Raw genomic sequence first — 13,237 nt, 5'->3', positions numbered from 1 at the left:
TACTTCATCAATGGTCGATATCCTCAATCTGGCTCTACCTTATTTCGGTCTGATCTTCGTTGGTTTTGCCTGCGGCAAGGTCAAGGCCCTGCCGGAATCGGGCCTCGCCTGGATGAACTTCTTCCTGCTCTACGTCTCGCTGCCGGCGCTGCTGTTCGCGATCATGTCGAAGACGCCGTTTGCGGAGCTGAACAACCCGCCGTTCCTGATCGCGACCACGCTGTCGACGGTGAGCGCGTTCACGCTGGCGCTGGTCGTCGGCAAGGTGCTGGGACGCCTGACATTGCGCGAGGCGACGCTCGCCGGTCTTTCCGGCGGCTACGGCAATATCGGCTACATGGGACCAGGGCTGGCGCTCGCAGTGCTCGGGACCAAGGCCGCGGCGCCGACCGCGCTGATCTTCTGCTGCGACAGCATCTTCCTGTTCACGATCGTGCCGCTCCTGATCGAGCTCTCCGACCGCGATCATCCCTCGATCGTGCATGCCTTCGGCGTGGTGCTGAAGCAGATCGTGCTCAATCCGCTGATCATGTCGGCCTGCTTCGGCGCGGCGGTGGCCGCGCTCCATATCGAGCTGCCGGTCGCGCTCGACCGCGCCATCACCTTCCTCCAGAACGCGGCTGCGCCGACGGCGCTGTTCGTGCTCGGCGTGACGGTGGCGCTCCGCCCGTTCGACCGCGTGCCGTGGGAGGTGCCCGGCGTGATCGCGGTGAAGCTCCTGATCCATCCGCTCGCAGCGTTCGGCCTGATGCTGGCGTTCGGCCCGTTCGCGCAGCCATGGGCCGCGACCGCCGTTCTGATGGCCTCGCTGCCGCCGGCATTGAATGTGTTCGTGATCGCCCGGCAGAACGAAGCCTGGATCGAATCCGCCTCCGTCGCGGTGCTGCTCGGAACCTTCGCGTCGGTGGTCACGCTCACCGGCGTGATGTGGGCGATCCAGACGGGACGGCTGGCGTTTCCGTGAGCTCCCTTACCTTCCAAAACTACCTTCGCCAGGTCGGCGTCAGTCCCTCGCGCATGGCAAAACGCCGGAGCGGGCCGATGGCGCCGAGCAGGTGCATGCCGATCGAGCGGACCGGCTGCAGCGGCAGGAAATCGTTGAGCAAAGAGCGGTTGGCGATGTCGATCGCAAAGGTCCGGCTCAGGATGTCGGGCCGCCGGGCGCGATCGTAGCGCTTGAGCACGTCATCCGCGCCGGGATCCTGGCCTCCCGCGAGCGCTTGGCCCGCAAGCCGCGCAATGTCGGCGGCATCGCGCAGGCCGAGATTGAGGCCCTGGGCGCCGATCGGCGGGACCACATGGGCGGCTTCCCCGACCAGCGCGATGCGGTCGCGGCCGAAGGATCTTGGACGCTCGATCGCCAGCGGAAACAGGTTACGCCCGGGTTCGACCGTCATGCGCCCGAGGATCGAATGCGACTGCTTCTCGATCGCGGCGGACAGCTCCTCGTCACTCAAGCCGCGCAGCCGCTCGGCTTCCGCAGGCGCAGAGACCCAGACGATGCTGGAGCGGCCGCCGGGCAGGGGCACGAACACGCAGGGGCCGTATGGCGTGTGGAACTCGGTCGAGACGTTGCGGTGCGGCCGCGCGTGGCCGACGTTGAAGGTCAGAGCGGTCTGCGCCAGTTCGCGCCTCGTCACTGCGATGCCGGCGGCCTGCCGGCACAGCGAATGCCGGCCGTCGGCGCCGACCACGAGCCGGGCCGAGAGGAATTGTGCGGAGGTGGTGCGGACCGCGACATCGTCGGCTTCGATGACGACGCTTTCGGCCTCGTCGTCGAAGCGGACGATCCCGTGCAACTCGGCTGCGCGCTCTTCCAGCGCCAGCATCAGCGAGCGGTTGTCGATGTTGTAGCCGAAGGCGTCGAGCCCGATTTCGTGACAGGAGAAACGGACCTCGGGCGCCCGGAACAGCCTCCCGGTGTCGTCGACGAGCCGCATGACCTCCAGCGCGGCCGCTTTGTCCCGGCAGTGTTGCCAGACGTCGAGGCTCTCCAACAGGTCGACGGAGGCCCCCAGCAGCGCAGTGGTGCGATTGTCGGCATAGGGCAGGCGCCGTGCCACGAGCGCGGTCCGTGCTCCCGCCTGCGCCAGTGCGATCGCCGCTGCGAGTCCGGCCGGTCCACCGCCGATCACGGCCGCGTCAAGATGTGTCGATGCCTCTGTCATGGAACGACATTTGACACGCCCCGCGACAATTTCAAGTCCACCTATATTTCCCTGATTTTATGGCGAATTGTGCGACCGGGCGCCGCAATGGCTTATGTGCAAATCGGCCCCGTTCTGATAGCAGAAGCCATGGACAGCCGAGAGGATTCCCTGAAGCCGACACCCGCGATCCGCGCCGCGGCGTTCTCGGTGCATATCTTCACCGCCTTCGGTGCGGCGATCGCTCTGCTCGCGATGCTCGAGGCCGTGCGCGAGCATTGGGCGGCGATGTTTCAGTGGCTGGGCGTTGCGCTGATCATCGACGCGATCGACGGTCCGATCGCGCGCCGGCTCGACGTCAAGAACGTGCAGCCGAACTGGTCAGGCGACGTGCTCGATCTCGTAGTCGACTTCGTCACCTATGTGTTCGTGCCGGCCTACGCGATCGTGGCGAGCGGGCTGTTGCTGCCGGTCGCGGCGCCCGTGCTCGGCGTCGCCATCATCGTCACCAGCGCACTATATTTCGCCGATCTGCGCATGAAGGCCGACGACAACCATTTCCGGGGTTTCCCGGCGCTGTGGAATGCGGCGGCGTTCTACCTTTTCCTGCTGCACTGGCCGCCGCTGTGGTCCACGCTGCTGGTCGCCGCCCTGGTGGTGCTGACCTTCGTGCCGTTCCACGTGCTGCATCCGGTCCGGGTCGTGCGGCTGCGCTGGCTGACGATGTCGCTGATCGCGATCTGGGCGGTGCTGTCCCTCTACACGCTGGAGATGGATTTTCACGTCGGTATCGGCGTGACCGCCGCGCTGTGTGCGATCGCGCTCTGGATCAGCTTCAGCGACGCGTTCATCCGCTTCGCAAGATCCTTCGCATGATGCATCTGATCACCAGCCCCGAGGCGTGGGCCGCGCTGCTGACCCTGACCTCGCTCGAGATCGTGCTCGGCATCGACAACGTCATCTTCCTGTCGGTGATCGTCTCGCGCATCCCGCAGCAGCAGGCGAACCGCGCCCGCCAGATCGGGCTGGCGCTGGCGCTGGTCTTCCGCATCATCCTGCTCAGCGTGCTGGTCTGGCTGATCGGCCTGACCGCGCCGGCGTTCTCGTTTGCAGGTTATGAGTTCTCCTGGCGCGACCTGATCCTGATCGGCGGCGGCCTGTTCCTGATCGCGAAGGCAACCCACGAGATCCACGCCGAAGTCGAGGCCGATGACGACGAGGGCGATGAGAGATCCGGCGGCAGCGCCTTCTTCTGGGTGATCGTCCAGATCGTGATCATCGACATCGTGTTTTCGCTGGATTCGATCATCACCGCGATCGGCATGGCGCAGGACATCGAGATCATGATCGCGGCCGTCGTGATCGCCTGCCTGATCATGTACATTTCGTCCGGGCCGGTGTCGCGATTCGTCGCCGAGCATCCGACCACGAAGATGCTGGCGCTGGCCTTCCTGGTGCTGATCGGCGTCGCGCTGGTCGCGGATGGATTCAAATTCCACATTCCGCGCGGCTACATCTATTTCGCAATTGCGTTCTCGGCGGCGGTCGAATTCTTCAACGTGCTGGCCAAGCGCAACCGCAGGAAGGCGCGCAACCCGTCGCTCTAGCCCTTCCCGTCGGCGTTGAGTTGACAAGGCGGGCGCGATGCCTTTCGCTCAGCCTTGGAGAAGAGGAGGTCAGGCGATGACCAAAGCCGTCCGTGTGCACAAGGTCGGAGGCCCCGAAGCCCTGGTCTATGAGAGCGTCGACGTACCGGCGCCCGGCCCCGGCGAGGTGCGCATCCGCCAGCACGCGGTGGGTCTCAACTTCATCGACGTCTATTACCGAACCGGTCTCTACAAGGCGCCCGAGCTGCCCTTCATCGCCGGCAACGAGGCCTCGGGCGAGGTGGTTGCGGTCGGGCCGGGCGTCACGCATTTCCATCCCGGCGACCGCGTCGCCTACTACCACAATCTCGGCGCCTATACCGGCGAGCGCAACCTGCCCTGGGAGAAGCTGGTCAAGCTGCCCGATCACATCACCCACGAGCAGGGCGCCGTGCTGATGCTGAAGGGGCTGACGGTGTGGTACCTCCTGCACAAGACCTTCAAGGTCGAGCCGCACCACCGCGTGCTGATCCACGCCGCGGCCGGCGGTATCGGCCTGCTCGCATGTCAGTGGGCGCGGGCGCTCGGCGCCCACGTCATCGGTACCGTCGGCTCGCGCGAGAAGGCCGAGCTCGCGGAGGCCAACGGCTGCGACCACGTCATCCTCTACAACGAGGAGGACTTCGTCGCCCGCGTCAAGCAGATCAGCCGCAACGGGGGTTGCGACGTCGTCTATGACGGCGTCGGCAAGGCGACCTTCCCGGGCTCGCTGTCCTGCCTGAAGCCGCGCGGCATGTTCGTCTCCTTCGGCAATGCCTCGGGGCCGGTGCCGCCGTTCTCGATCGCCGAGCTGAACAATCACGGCTCGCTGTTCGCGACCCGGCCGAAGCTCAACGACTATATCGGCACGCGCAAGGAGCTGCTGGAGGGCGCCGACACGCTGTTCGCTGCGGTCATCAACGGCAAGCTGCACGTGCCGATCAACCATGCCTACGCGCTGAAGGACGCCGCGAAAGCGCATATCGATCTCGAAAGCCGCAAGACGACGGGTGCGTCGATTTTGAAGCCGTAGCGTCCCGTCATTGCGAGCGAAGCGAAGCAATCCAGAATCTTTCCGCGGCAGTCTGGAGTGCTTCGTCGCAAGGGCTGCTCGCAATGACGCTCTAGGCAACGCGTCTCGCCGCTCCCGCCTTGGTCAAGATGCCGTCGAGACAATCGATCATCTCGGCGATCTCCGCGCGCGTGACGTTCAGCGCCGGCATGAAGCGCAGGGTGTCGACCTGCGGGGCGTTGAGCAGCACGCCGGCCTCGAACGCCTGCGCGACGATGCCAGGTGCGATCGGCAGCTTGAGATCGAGCGCCAGCAGCAGCCCGCGTCCCCGCACACCGCCGAGGCCGTGCCGGGCCGAGACCTTCTGCAGCTCGCTTTCGAGCAACAGGCCGGTCTCCGCGACCGACTTCAGGAAATCGGGCTTGGAGACTTCCTCCAGCACCGCAAGGCCCGCCGCGCACATGATCGGGTTACCGTTGAACGTGCCGCCCTGGTCGCCATGCGCGAAGCAGGAGGCACGTTCGGTCGCCAGCAGCGCCGCGAGCGGCACGCCGCCGCCGATGCCCTTGCCGAGCGTCATGATATCGGGCGCGACGCCGGCGTGCTCATAGTGGAAGAGTTTTCCGGTCCGGCCCATGCCGGTCTGGATCTCGTCGAAAATCAGCAGCAGGCCGTGTGTCTCGGTCAGCGCACGCAACTCCCTCAGGAACGCATCGGTCGCAGGCCACACGCCGGATTCACCCTGGATCGGCTCGAGCATCACGGCGATCGTGTTGGCGTTGATCAGCTTCTCGACCGAGGCGATGTCGTTCAGCTTCGCCTTCTTGAAGCCGGATACTTTCGGCTCGAACAGCGGCTCGAACGCCTTCTTGCCCGAGGCCGACATCGTCGCGAGCGTACGGCCGTGGAAGCCGCCTTCAAAGCTGATGATCTCGAACGCGCCGCCCTTGTGCAGGCTGCCATATTTGCGCGCGAGCTTGATCGCGCCCTCATTGGCTTCGGCACCCGAGTTGGCAAAGAACACCTGGTCGAACGCGCTGTTTGCGACCAGTGCCTGCGCCAGCTTCAGGCTCGGCTCGTTGTAGAAGGCAGGGCTCGAGGTCAGCAGCCGCTTGGCTTGCGCGGAGAGCGCGTCGGCGATCGCAGGAGGGGAGTGACCGAGGCAGTTGACGGCCCAGCCCTGCACGAAATCGAGGTAGCGCTTGCGACCGTCATCCCAGAGATAGGAGCCCGCGCCGCGGACGAACACGGCCTTGGGCCGTGCGGTGATGTCCATCAGCGCGTCGTACGGATGGGTGGCGGCGGTCATGTCGAACTCCTCTGGAGGCGGTGGGAAAGGCGACAAAAAAGCAAGAAGGCCGCACTTTGCGGGTGCGGCCTTCTCGAAAACTATGCTGAATGAAGTAGCTTCAGCGGCGTCGTCGGACATGGCGCAACCCATCATCGTCGCGGGTGCGACGACGGAAAGCTGCGCGGCGGTGGGTCCGAGAGTTGATCATGGGGCGCGTCCCTACAGCCGAACGGCCGCACTTGTCAAGCCGGCGTTTCGCGAAACGCCGCGCTCGGCGTGCATCGGCGAGGTCGGCCGAGGCGCTGCTCGTCACTGACCGCGTCGCTGCCGAGGCATCATTGCCGCGCCAGCGCAAGTGATGGGGATTGTGCCGCGGCGGGAAGCGAAAGCAGGATCAACGATGTGCCGATCATGCACAGCCCGGTCCGAATACCAACCTTGTGATTGTATTTCATCGATCGCCGCGCAGAAACCATTGAGCCTCTAGCGCGTTTGTGATCAACGGACGCCAATTGGTTCGAACCGATCATGATGCGGTTCAGACCAAGGGAGACGCGACCAACCAGATAGTTTTCAGCCTTGTCCGATACCCCTTACCCGATTGATCTCGATAGCATTCGTGGCGCATTTCCGCCGGGCATAGAAGCGCCGCCGCTGCTGGTCGACTTTGCCGGCTGGCTCAAGGGGCGCCCCTGGGGCAGCGTCGGCTGCTTCGCCCTGCAGGGCCAGTTCTCCGATTCCGCGCCGATCGTCGACGGCAGCCCGTTGCGCGACAGGTTCTCGCTGTTCATGCGATTGCCCGACGGCTCGGCCGTCGGTGGCTGGTATGGCGCCGGTCTCGACCGCGACAACCCGCCGATCGTCGGACTGGGGTCGGAGGGCCACTACGAGCTGCTCGCACCGAACCTCGACGGGATGCTCGCCAAGCTGACTTCGCAGCAATTCGACAAGGCCTGGAGCGATCTCAAGCCGCATGAGGAGGTCGAGTGCCAGACAGTCGAGCTCGCGCAATGGCTCGCCGAACGGCCGGCCGGCGGGCCGGCTGCGCCGGACGACGGCGCATGGGAGCTGCCCGACTTCCGCGGCTTCGTGGAGAAATGGAGCCGGGATCGCGAGGACTATTGGGCCAACCATCGCCTGATGGCCGAACTCGGCTGGCGGCTTGCCGCCCATCTGCCCAAGGGCAAGAACCCCTGGGACAAGACGCGTTTCGAGATCGCGATCGTAGGTAGCCAATACCAGGCCCGCGTGCTGACGCGCGGACCGCAGCCGTTCGAGGAAGCAGGCTCGATCGAATCCCTGCTGCGCGATCTGCGCGAGGAGATGCGCCGCGCGCAGCCCGAGCTTGGCCTCTGGTACGTGATGAATTTCGGACTCTATGCCGACGGCCGCATCATGCCGAGCTTCGAGTACGATCTGCGCCCGACCATCGACGGCGAACCGGCGAAGCTGTCCGAGGCGAAGGCCGATCTCACCCGCGCCCCACGCCCTGAGCGCTGGGTGCCGAAATGGCTGGCGGCATCCTGAAGCTCGGAATCCCGCGACGCTGCCGCCCAGCCGGCGCCGAAATCTTCTGCTGTCGTGCCATCTTGACCTCGCGGAAATGGCACCTTCGGAGCTATCATCGCTGCGCTCGCAATGACGGAGCGCCCTCAAAACCCCGCGACGCTGCCGTGCAGATCGTATGCGTCGGCGCGCCCGATCTTCGCGGTGACGATCTCGCCGACACGCAACGGGCGGCGGCTGGACAGATAGACCGCGCCGTCGATCTCCGGAGCATCGGCCTTGGAGCGGCCCTTGGCCACCGTCGGGCCGACCTCGTCGATGATGATCTGCTGGCGCGTGCCGACCTTGCGCTTAAGCCGGCGTGCCGAGATCTTCTGCTGGCGGGCCATCAGCGCATTGAAGCGCTCCTGCTTGACCTCTTCGGGGACGGGATTTGCGATCGCGTTCGAGGTGGCGCCGGCGACCGGCTCGTATTTGAAGCAGCCGACGCGGTCGATCTCGGCCTCGTCGAGCCAGTCGAGCAGGTAGGCGAAATCGGCATCGGTCTCGCCGGGGAAGCCGACGATGAAGGTCGAGCGCAAAGCGAGATCGGGGCATTCCTGGCGCCAGCGCTTGATCCGCGCCAGCGTCTTGTCCTGCGCCGCCGGACGCTTCATCGCCTTCAGCACTTCGGGGCTCGCATGCTGGAACGGGATGTCGAGATAGGGCAGCACCTTGCCCTCGTTCATCAGCGCGATGACCTCGTCGACATGCGGGTAGGGGTAGACATATTGCAGCCGGACCCAGGCGCCGAGCTCGCCGAGCTCGCGCGCGAGGTCGAGGAATTTGGCGCGGACCTGGCGATCCTTCCACGGGCTCTCTGCATATTTCAGATCGACGCCATAGGCCGAGGTGTCCTGCGAGATCACCAGGAGCTCCTTGACGCCGGCGCCGACCAGGCGCTCGGCCTCGCGCAGCACGTCGTCGGCCGGGCGCGAGACGAGGTCGCCGCGCAGTTTTGGGATGATGCAGAAGGTGCAGCGGTTGTTGCAGCCCTCGGAGATCTTCAAATAGGCGTAGTGACGCGGAGTCAGCTTGATGCCCTGCGGCGGCACCAGGTCGAGATGCGGATTGTGCGCCGGCGGCAGCGCGCGGTGCACGGCGTCGAGCACGCTCTCATATTGCTGCGGCCCGGTGATGGACAGCACGCCGGGATAGGCCTGCTCGATCTGTTCGGGTTCAGCGCCCATGCAGCCGGTGACGATCACCTTGCCGTTCTCGGCCATGGCCTCGCCGATCGCCGACAGCGATTCCTGCTTGGCGCTGTCGAGGAAGCCGCAGGTGTTGACGATGACGATGTCGGCCCCGTCATGCTTGCGGGCGAGCTCGTAACCTTCCGCGCGCAGGCGCGTGATGATGCGCTCCGAATCCACCAATGCCTTGGGACACCCGAGTGACGTGAAAGATATGCGCGGCGCTCTGTCCATGTAATCGCCTGGAGTCTGCATCTGAATTGTCAGGATTTGCGGCCCAAGTAATTGAACCCATGAAAAAATTCAACAACTAACGTATGCGCCATGGCGGCCATTGGAGGATTAGAGCCCTGATGTGGGGAGCTGGTTCCGATCGAGCGAGCTGAGGAACCGAGCGGAATTGCGCCGGCACGCACGTTTTAGTTGTTATTCTGTTTCGTGCTTGATCTGAGGGAGCTGAACTGCGATGCGCCGCTTCATCTTCGGCATGGCTTTCGCTACCGCTACCTGCGGCGCGATGTTTCCGGTACGGGCTGAAGTCGACAAGATCATCCATGTCTGCGATCGGCAAGACCGAGTGTGTCCGGAATTCAGGCCACGCGTGAAGGCACCCGATGGGTGGACGAGGGACGAGGCCGCGAGTCTCAAGTACGGCGCCTCGATGTTCGTGCCCAACGGAAAGAGCTTCGGCAACGCCGAAGTGATCATCTATGCCGAAGGGCGCTACAACAAGGATCGGACCGAATTGGTTCAATGGGTCGCAACGAGCGATAGGGACTGGGCGACGACATCCGGCAAGAATGCCAAGATCACCACGCGTGCCTCGGTGAACCCCAAGGTCATCATCAACCGCTACGACAATCCGTCCCTGAAGGACCAGCCGATCGAAGTAATCGCGCATGACGCCGATCTCGACAAGGACGGCAATTCCTACGTCGTGCGGCTAGCGGTCTCCGGCCTCAACGAGACGGCGGTGCTGGCCGCCGTGCCACTTCTCGACAAGATGATCGTTGGCGCGAGGATTCCGTGAAGGGCACAAGGCCAGATGACAGCCGCCTTCGGGCGGCTTTCTTTGGGAAGCAGCGCGGGCGTATGGACGGATTGAAGGTTTCCGATATTGACAACGTGGGGTTGCAAGGCCTTAATAACTGTCAATTACACGGCTGGGCCGAAAGCCTGTTAAGCGGAGGATTGATTCATGCGAAAATTTACGACGCGAGCCGCGAATGCAATGCCGGCCGGCAATCCGAAGTTCATGGAGGAGGCGAGCCGGCTTGCCATCGAGTCGGTGGAGAAAGGGTGGGGTGGTCCATTCGGTGCCGTGATCGTCAAGGACGGAGAGATTATCGGGCGCGGGCAGAACCGCGTGCTGCTCACCGGCATTCCAGTCTTTCACGCTGAAGTCACGGCAATCATGGACGCGTCCGCACGTCTCAACCCAAAGGCGCTGCTCGGCACCGACTATGGAGCCGGCACGATCCTCGAGATGATTCCGCGTGAAGCGGGTTCGCCCGATCCGGTGGAGCATCGCGCGCGCATGTTGAAAGGGTGCGAGATCTACATCAACGGCGCGCCATGCCCGATGTGCATGAGCGCGATCTATTGGTCGCGCATCGACCGCGTCTACTTCGCCGCCAGCCTGAAGGACACGAGTGCGATCGGATTCGACGATGCCTTTCAGTATGAGGATTTCGCCAAGCCGTGGTCGCAACGCCGGATCGAAGTGGCCGAAAACTTCGAGCGGGAAACCGGTCTGAAGGCATACAAGGCCTGGATGGCCAAGAAGGACCGGCACCCCTACTGAAGAGCGTGGAGACCGTTGCTACTCTGGGTCACGACCCACGACCCGCAAGACGGGGATCGAACACATGAGTACCCCTTCGCATCCCAAAACCGACATCGCGGCTTAACGAGTACGTGCCGTAATCGATGAGTTGACGGTCCAGATGACACCGCCTTCGGACGGCGGTTGCGCTTTGCACCGCCAAGGCACTAGTTGCTGGTTGGGATCGAAGGCCAATATGACTCTGCTAGAGTTGCTCGTGTCGTTGGACGGTGGACGAAACTATTTACGTGGGAGCCTTGAAGCCGAGATGCCGAGGCGCTCCTGATCAGCGAAGCCGCCGACGCAACCGATCCGATCTTCCGGTCGGGCAAGCGCTACGCCTACTTCCTTGAAGGGTTCATCGCTCGCGACTTCCTGGATGACCTAGGGGCATCGACAAACGATGTCAGCCAGGAAGCCTGCGATCAATTGATCCGCTACGCCATCGATGATGCATGAACGCCTGGGCGTGAATTGATCTCCGAAAGTTCACATTCGTTGCCTCAGGAGCACCCGAGCGACACGAAGCTGACCTTGGGCGCAGCCGTCTGATCCATATCTGATCTGCCTGATCGACCGGCCGGAGCTAGTCCCAATTGCCCATAATTACAACCCTTTGCATGGCCCTCCGGCGTGCTATGGATGAATCACCTGCGGTGAGTGAGCCATGAGCGCAGAACAGTCGCCCAAAATCGTGATTGTCGACGAGAGCCCGATCCGGGCTGCGATCCTCGAGGAGGGGTTGCGGGAGGCCGGATTCACCCAGGTCGTGCATATCCGCGAGATGCAGAGCCTGCTTGCCCGTATTTACGCGGTGGACCCCGACATCATCCTGATCGATCTGGAAAACCCCAGCCGCGACGTGCTGGAGGCAATGTTCCAGGTCAGCCGCGCCGTGAAGCGGCCGATCGCGATGTTCGTGGACCAGAGCGATTCAGCCTCGATCCAGGCCTCGGTCGAGGCGGGGGTGTCGGCTTACATCGTCGACGGGCTGAAGAAGGAGCGCATCAAGCCGATCCTCGACCTCTGCGTGTCCCGTTTCAATGCCTTCGCGAAGCTCCAGGAGGAACTCGAGCGCACCAAGTCGCAGCTCGAGGACCGCAAGATCATCGAGCGCGCCAAGGGCATCCTGATGAAGGTGAAGGGCCTCACCGAGGACGAGGCCTATGTGCTGCTTCGCTCGACTGCGATGCGCGAGAAGAAGAAAATCGGCGAGATCGCCCAGTCGATCATCACCGCATCGGAGATGCTGAAATGACTGGACCGCTTCGCATCGGGTTCATCCCGCTGGTCGATGCCGCAGCCCTGATCGTCGCCGTCGACAAGGGATTCACCGCCGCCGAAGGGCTCGACGTCGAGCTGGTGCGCGAGGTGTCCTGGTCCAACGTGCGCGACAAGCTCAATATCGGCCTGTTCGATGCGGCACATCTGCTGGCGCCCGTCGCGATCGCGTCCTCGCTCGGGCTCGGCCACGTCAAGGTGCCGATCGCCGCGCCTTTCAATCTCGGCATCAATGGCAATGCCATCACGGTGTCCCCGGCGCTGCATGCGGCGCTGATGGAGGAGATCGACGGCGATCGCTTCGATCCGCTTGTCACCGCGAAAGCGCTGGCGAGGGTGGTCGCCAAGCGCCGCAAGGCAGGTGCAGAACCTTTGACCTTCGGCATGACCTTCCCGTTCTCGACCCACAACTACCAGCTGCGGTTCTGGATGGCGGCGGCCGGCGTCGATCCCGACGAGGACGTGCGCCTGGTGGTGTTGCCGCCGCCCTATATGGTCGACAGCCTCAAGAGCGGCCATGTCGATGCGTTCTGTGTCGGCGCACCCTGGAATTCGGTCGCGGTCGATCTCGGCGTCGGCCATATCCTGCATTTCGTCTCCGACATCCTCGTGCGCGCTGCCGAAAAGGTGCTGGCGGTCCGTCAGGTCTGGGCCGACAAGAATCAGGATGTGGTTGCTAGCTTGGTGCGCGCGGCGGTGAAGGCCGCCGAGTTCATCGAGCAGCCGGCAAACCTCACCGAGGCGGCTCGTATCCTGGCGCAGCCGGAGCGGATCGGCGTCGATGCCGAGGTGATCCAGCGTACCCTCACGGGACGCCTGAAGATCTCGCCCGATGGCACGCTCCGCGAAAGTGGCCGCTATCTCCTCGTTGGCCGTGAAGGGGCAGGGCGCCCCGATCCGGTCCAGGCCGCCTGGCTCTACGCCCAGATGGTGCGCTGGGGGCAGACGGCGCTGACGCCTGACGGCGTCAAGACGGCCATGGCCGTGTTCAGGCCGGACCTCTACGATGCCGCCATTGGCCACAAGCCGCCCTCCGAGGCGCCCGCACCCTTCGGCGCATTCGCCGGCCCCGTCTTCGATCCCGACAATATCCGGGGGCACCTCGAGGCGTTCGAGGTCGGTCGCTGGAAGGCCTGATTCGTCTGCTGCATTGTTTTCAGGCGAACGGGGCGAGCGACTAAATTTTGAGCCGAGTGCTCGAATTCCGTGTGAGTTCCGGGGCCGGCATTTTCCGGGGGCCGCCGTACCTCGTTGAAACATCAAAAATTTCTTTTCCGAGCGAGCTGGCACGCAACTTGTATGTTGCACTGCGGCCAGC

Annotated in this window: 12 protein-coding genes; 9 read left to right on the top strand and 3 right to left on the bottom strand. The window is 63.9% G+C overall.

The window, feature by feature from the left end:
- The first annotated feature begins 10 nt into the window (after positions 1 to 10).
- Complete coding sequence (locus ACNJYB_RS20640; RefSeq protein WP_439368136.1) at positions 11 to 964, top strand: AEC family transporter; 954 nt, start codon at positions 11 to 13, stop codon at positions 962 to 964.
- A 19-nt stretch (positions 965 to 983) separates the two neighbouring features.
- On the opposite strand, the gene ACNJYB_RS20635 is transcribed toward ACNJYB_RS20640, so the two are convergent.
- Positions 984 to 2,168 carry a UbiH/UbiF family hydroxylase gene (locus tag ACNJYB_RS20635; protein WP_439368135.1) on the bottom strand — a complete coding sequence of 395 codons (1,185 nt, stop codon included), beginning with the start codon at positions 2,166 to 2,168 and terminating at the stop codon, positions 984 to 986.
- A gap of 87 nt (positions 2,169 to 2,255) precedes the next feature.
- Between ACNJYB_RS20635 and pcsA the strand changes: the two genes are divergently transcribed.
- The 3 genes from pcsA (at position 2,256) to ACNJYB_RS20620 (ending at position 4,805) form a co-directional block, all read left to right on the top strand.
- Complete coding sequence (pcsA, locus tag ACNJYB_RS20630) at positions 2,256 to 3,023, top strand: phosphatidylcholine synthase (RefSeq protein ID WP_439368133.1); 768 nt, start codon at positions 2,256 to 2,258, stop codon at positions 3,021 to 3,023.
- Positions 3,020 to 3,754, top strand: a complete 735-nt coding sequence (locus ACNJYB_RS20625; protein WP_439368131.1) for a TerC family protein — start codon at positions 3,020 to 3,022, stop codon at positions 3,752 to 3,754. Before pcsA ends, ACNJYB_RS20625 begins: the two co-directional genes overlap by 4 nt.
- A 76-nt stretch (positions 3,755 to 3,830) precedes the next feature.
- Positions 3,831 to 4,805 carry a quinone oxidoreductase family protein gene (locus ACNJYB_RS20620; RefSeq protein ID WP_439368130.1) on the top strand — a complete coding sequence of 325 codons (975 nt, stop codon included), beginning with the start codon at positions 3,831 to 3,833 and terminating at the stop codon, positions 4,803 to 4,805.
- A 91-nt stretch (positions 4,806 to 4,896) separates the two neighbouring features.
- Here ACNJYB_RS20620 and ACNJYB_RS20615 read toward each other — a convergent pair whose 3' ends face one another.
- Entirely contained in the window at positions 4,897 to 6,093 is a 1,197-nt protein-coding gene (locus ACNJYB_RS20615; RefSeq protein WP_439368128.1) for an acetylornithine transaminase, read from the bottom strand.
- A gap of 561 nt (positions 6,094 to 6,654) precedes the next feature.
- On the opposite strand from ACNJYB_RS20615, the gene ACNJYB_RS20610 reads away from it, so the two are divergent.
- The gene (locus ACNJYB_RS20610; protein WP_439368127.1) at positions 6,655 to 7,602 is read left to right on the top strand and encodes a hypothetical protein; all 948 of its coding nucleotides are present in this window, start codon (positions 6,655 to 6,657) and stop codon (positions 7,600 to 7,602) included.
- Between the two features lie 125 nt (positions 7,603 to 7,727).
- Here the strand turns inward: ACNJYB_RS20610 and rimO are convergent, their stop codons facing one another.
- Positions 7,728 to 9,047 (bottom strand): 30S ribosomal protein S12 methylthiotransferase RimO, encoded by a 1,320-nt coding sequence (gene rimO, locus ACNJYB_RS20605; RefSeq protein ID WP_439368125.1) that lies wholly within the window; start codon positions 9,045 to 9,047, stop codon positions 7,728 to 7,730.
- 232 nt (positions 9,048 to 9,279) lie between these two features.
- Here rimO and ACNJYB_RS20600 point away from each other — a divergent pair, with 232 nt between their 5' ends.
- The 4 genes from ACNJYB_RS20600 (at position 9,280) to ACNJYB_RS20585 (ending at position 13,056) form a co-directional block, all read left to right on the top strand.
- Complete coding sequence (locus ACNJYB_RS20600) at positions 9,280 to 9,843, top strand: hypothetical protein (RefSeq protein WP_439368124.1); 564 nt, start codon at positions 9,280 to 9,282, stop codon at positions 9,841 to 9,843.
- Between the two features lie 201 nt (positions 9,844 to 10,044).
- On the top strand, positions 10,045 to 10,617 hold the full coding sequence (locus ACNJYB_RS20595) for a nucleoside deaminase (RefSeq protein WP_439368123.1): 573 nt from the start codon (positions 10,045 to 10,047) through the stop codon (positions 10,615 to 10,617).
- A 688-nt stretch (positions 10,618 to 11,305) separates the two neighbouring features.
- Positions 11,306 to 11,896 carry an ANTAR domain-containing response regulator gene (locus tag ACNJYB_RS20590; protein ID WP_008564898.1) on the top strand — a complete coding sequence of 197 codons (591 nt, stop codon included), beginning with the start codon at positions 11,306 to 11,308 and terminating at the stop codon, positions 11,894 to 11,896.
- The gene (locus ACNJYB_RS20585) at positions 11,893 to 13,056 is read left to right on the top strand and encodes a CmpA/NrtA family ABC transporter substrate-binding protein (RefSeq protein ID WP_439368122.1); all 1,164 of its coding nucleotides are present in this window, start codon (positions 11,893 to 11,895) and stop codon (positions 13,054 to 13,056) included. The genes ACNJYB_RS20590 and ACNJYB_RS20585 overlap by 4 nt, the downstream gene beginning before the upstream one ends.
- The last annotated feature ends 181 nt before the right edge of the window (positions 13,057 to 13,237 follow it).

It is taken from the genome of Bradyrhizobium sp. SMVTL-02, assembly GCF_051853005.1.
Taxonomy (GTDB): Bacteria; Pseudomonadota; Alphaproteobacteria; order Rhizobiales; family Xanthobacteraceae; genus Bradyrhizobium.
The sequence above is the reverse complement of the archived record's forward strand: the minus strand, read 5'-3'. Positions and strand labels throughout refer to the sequence as shown.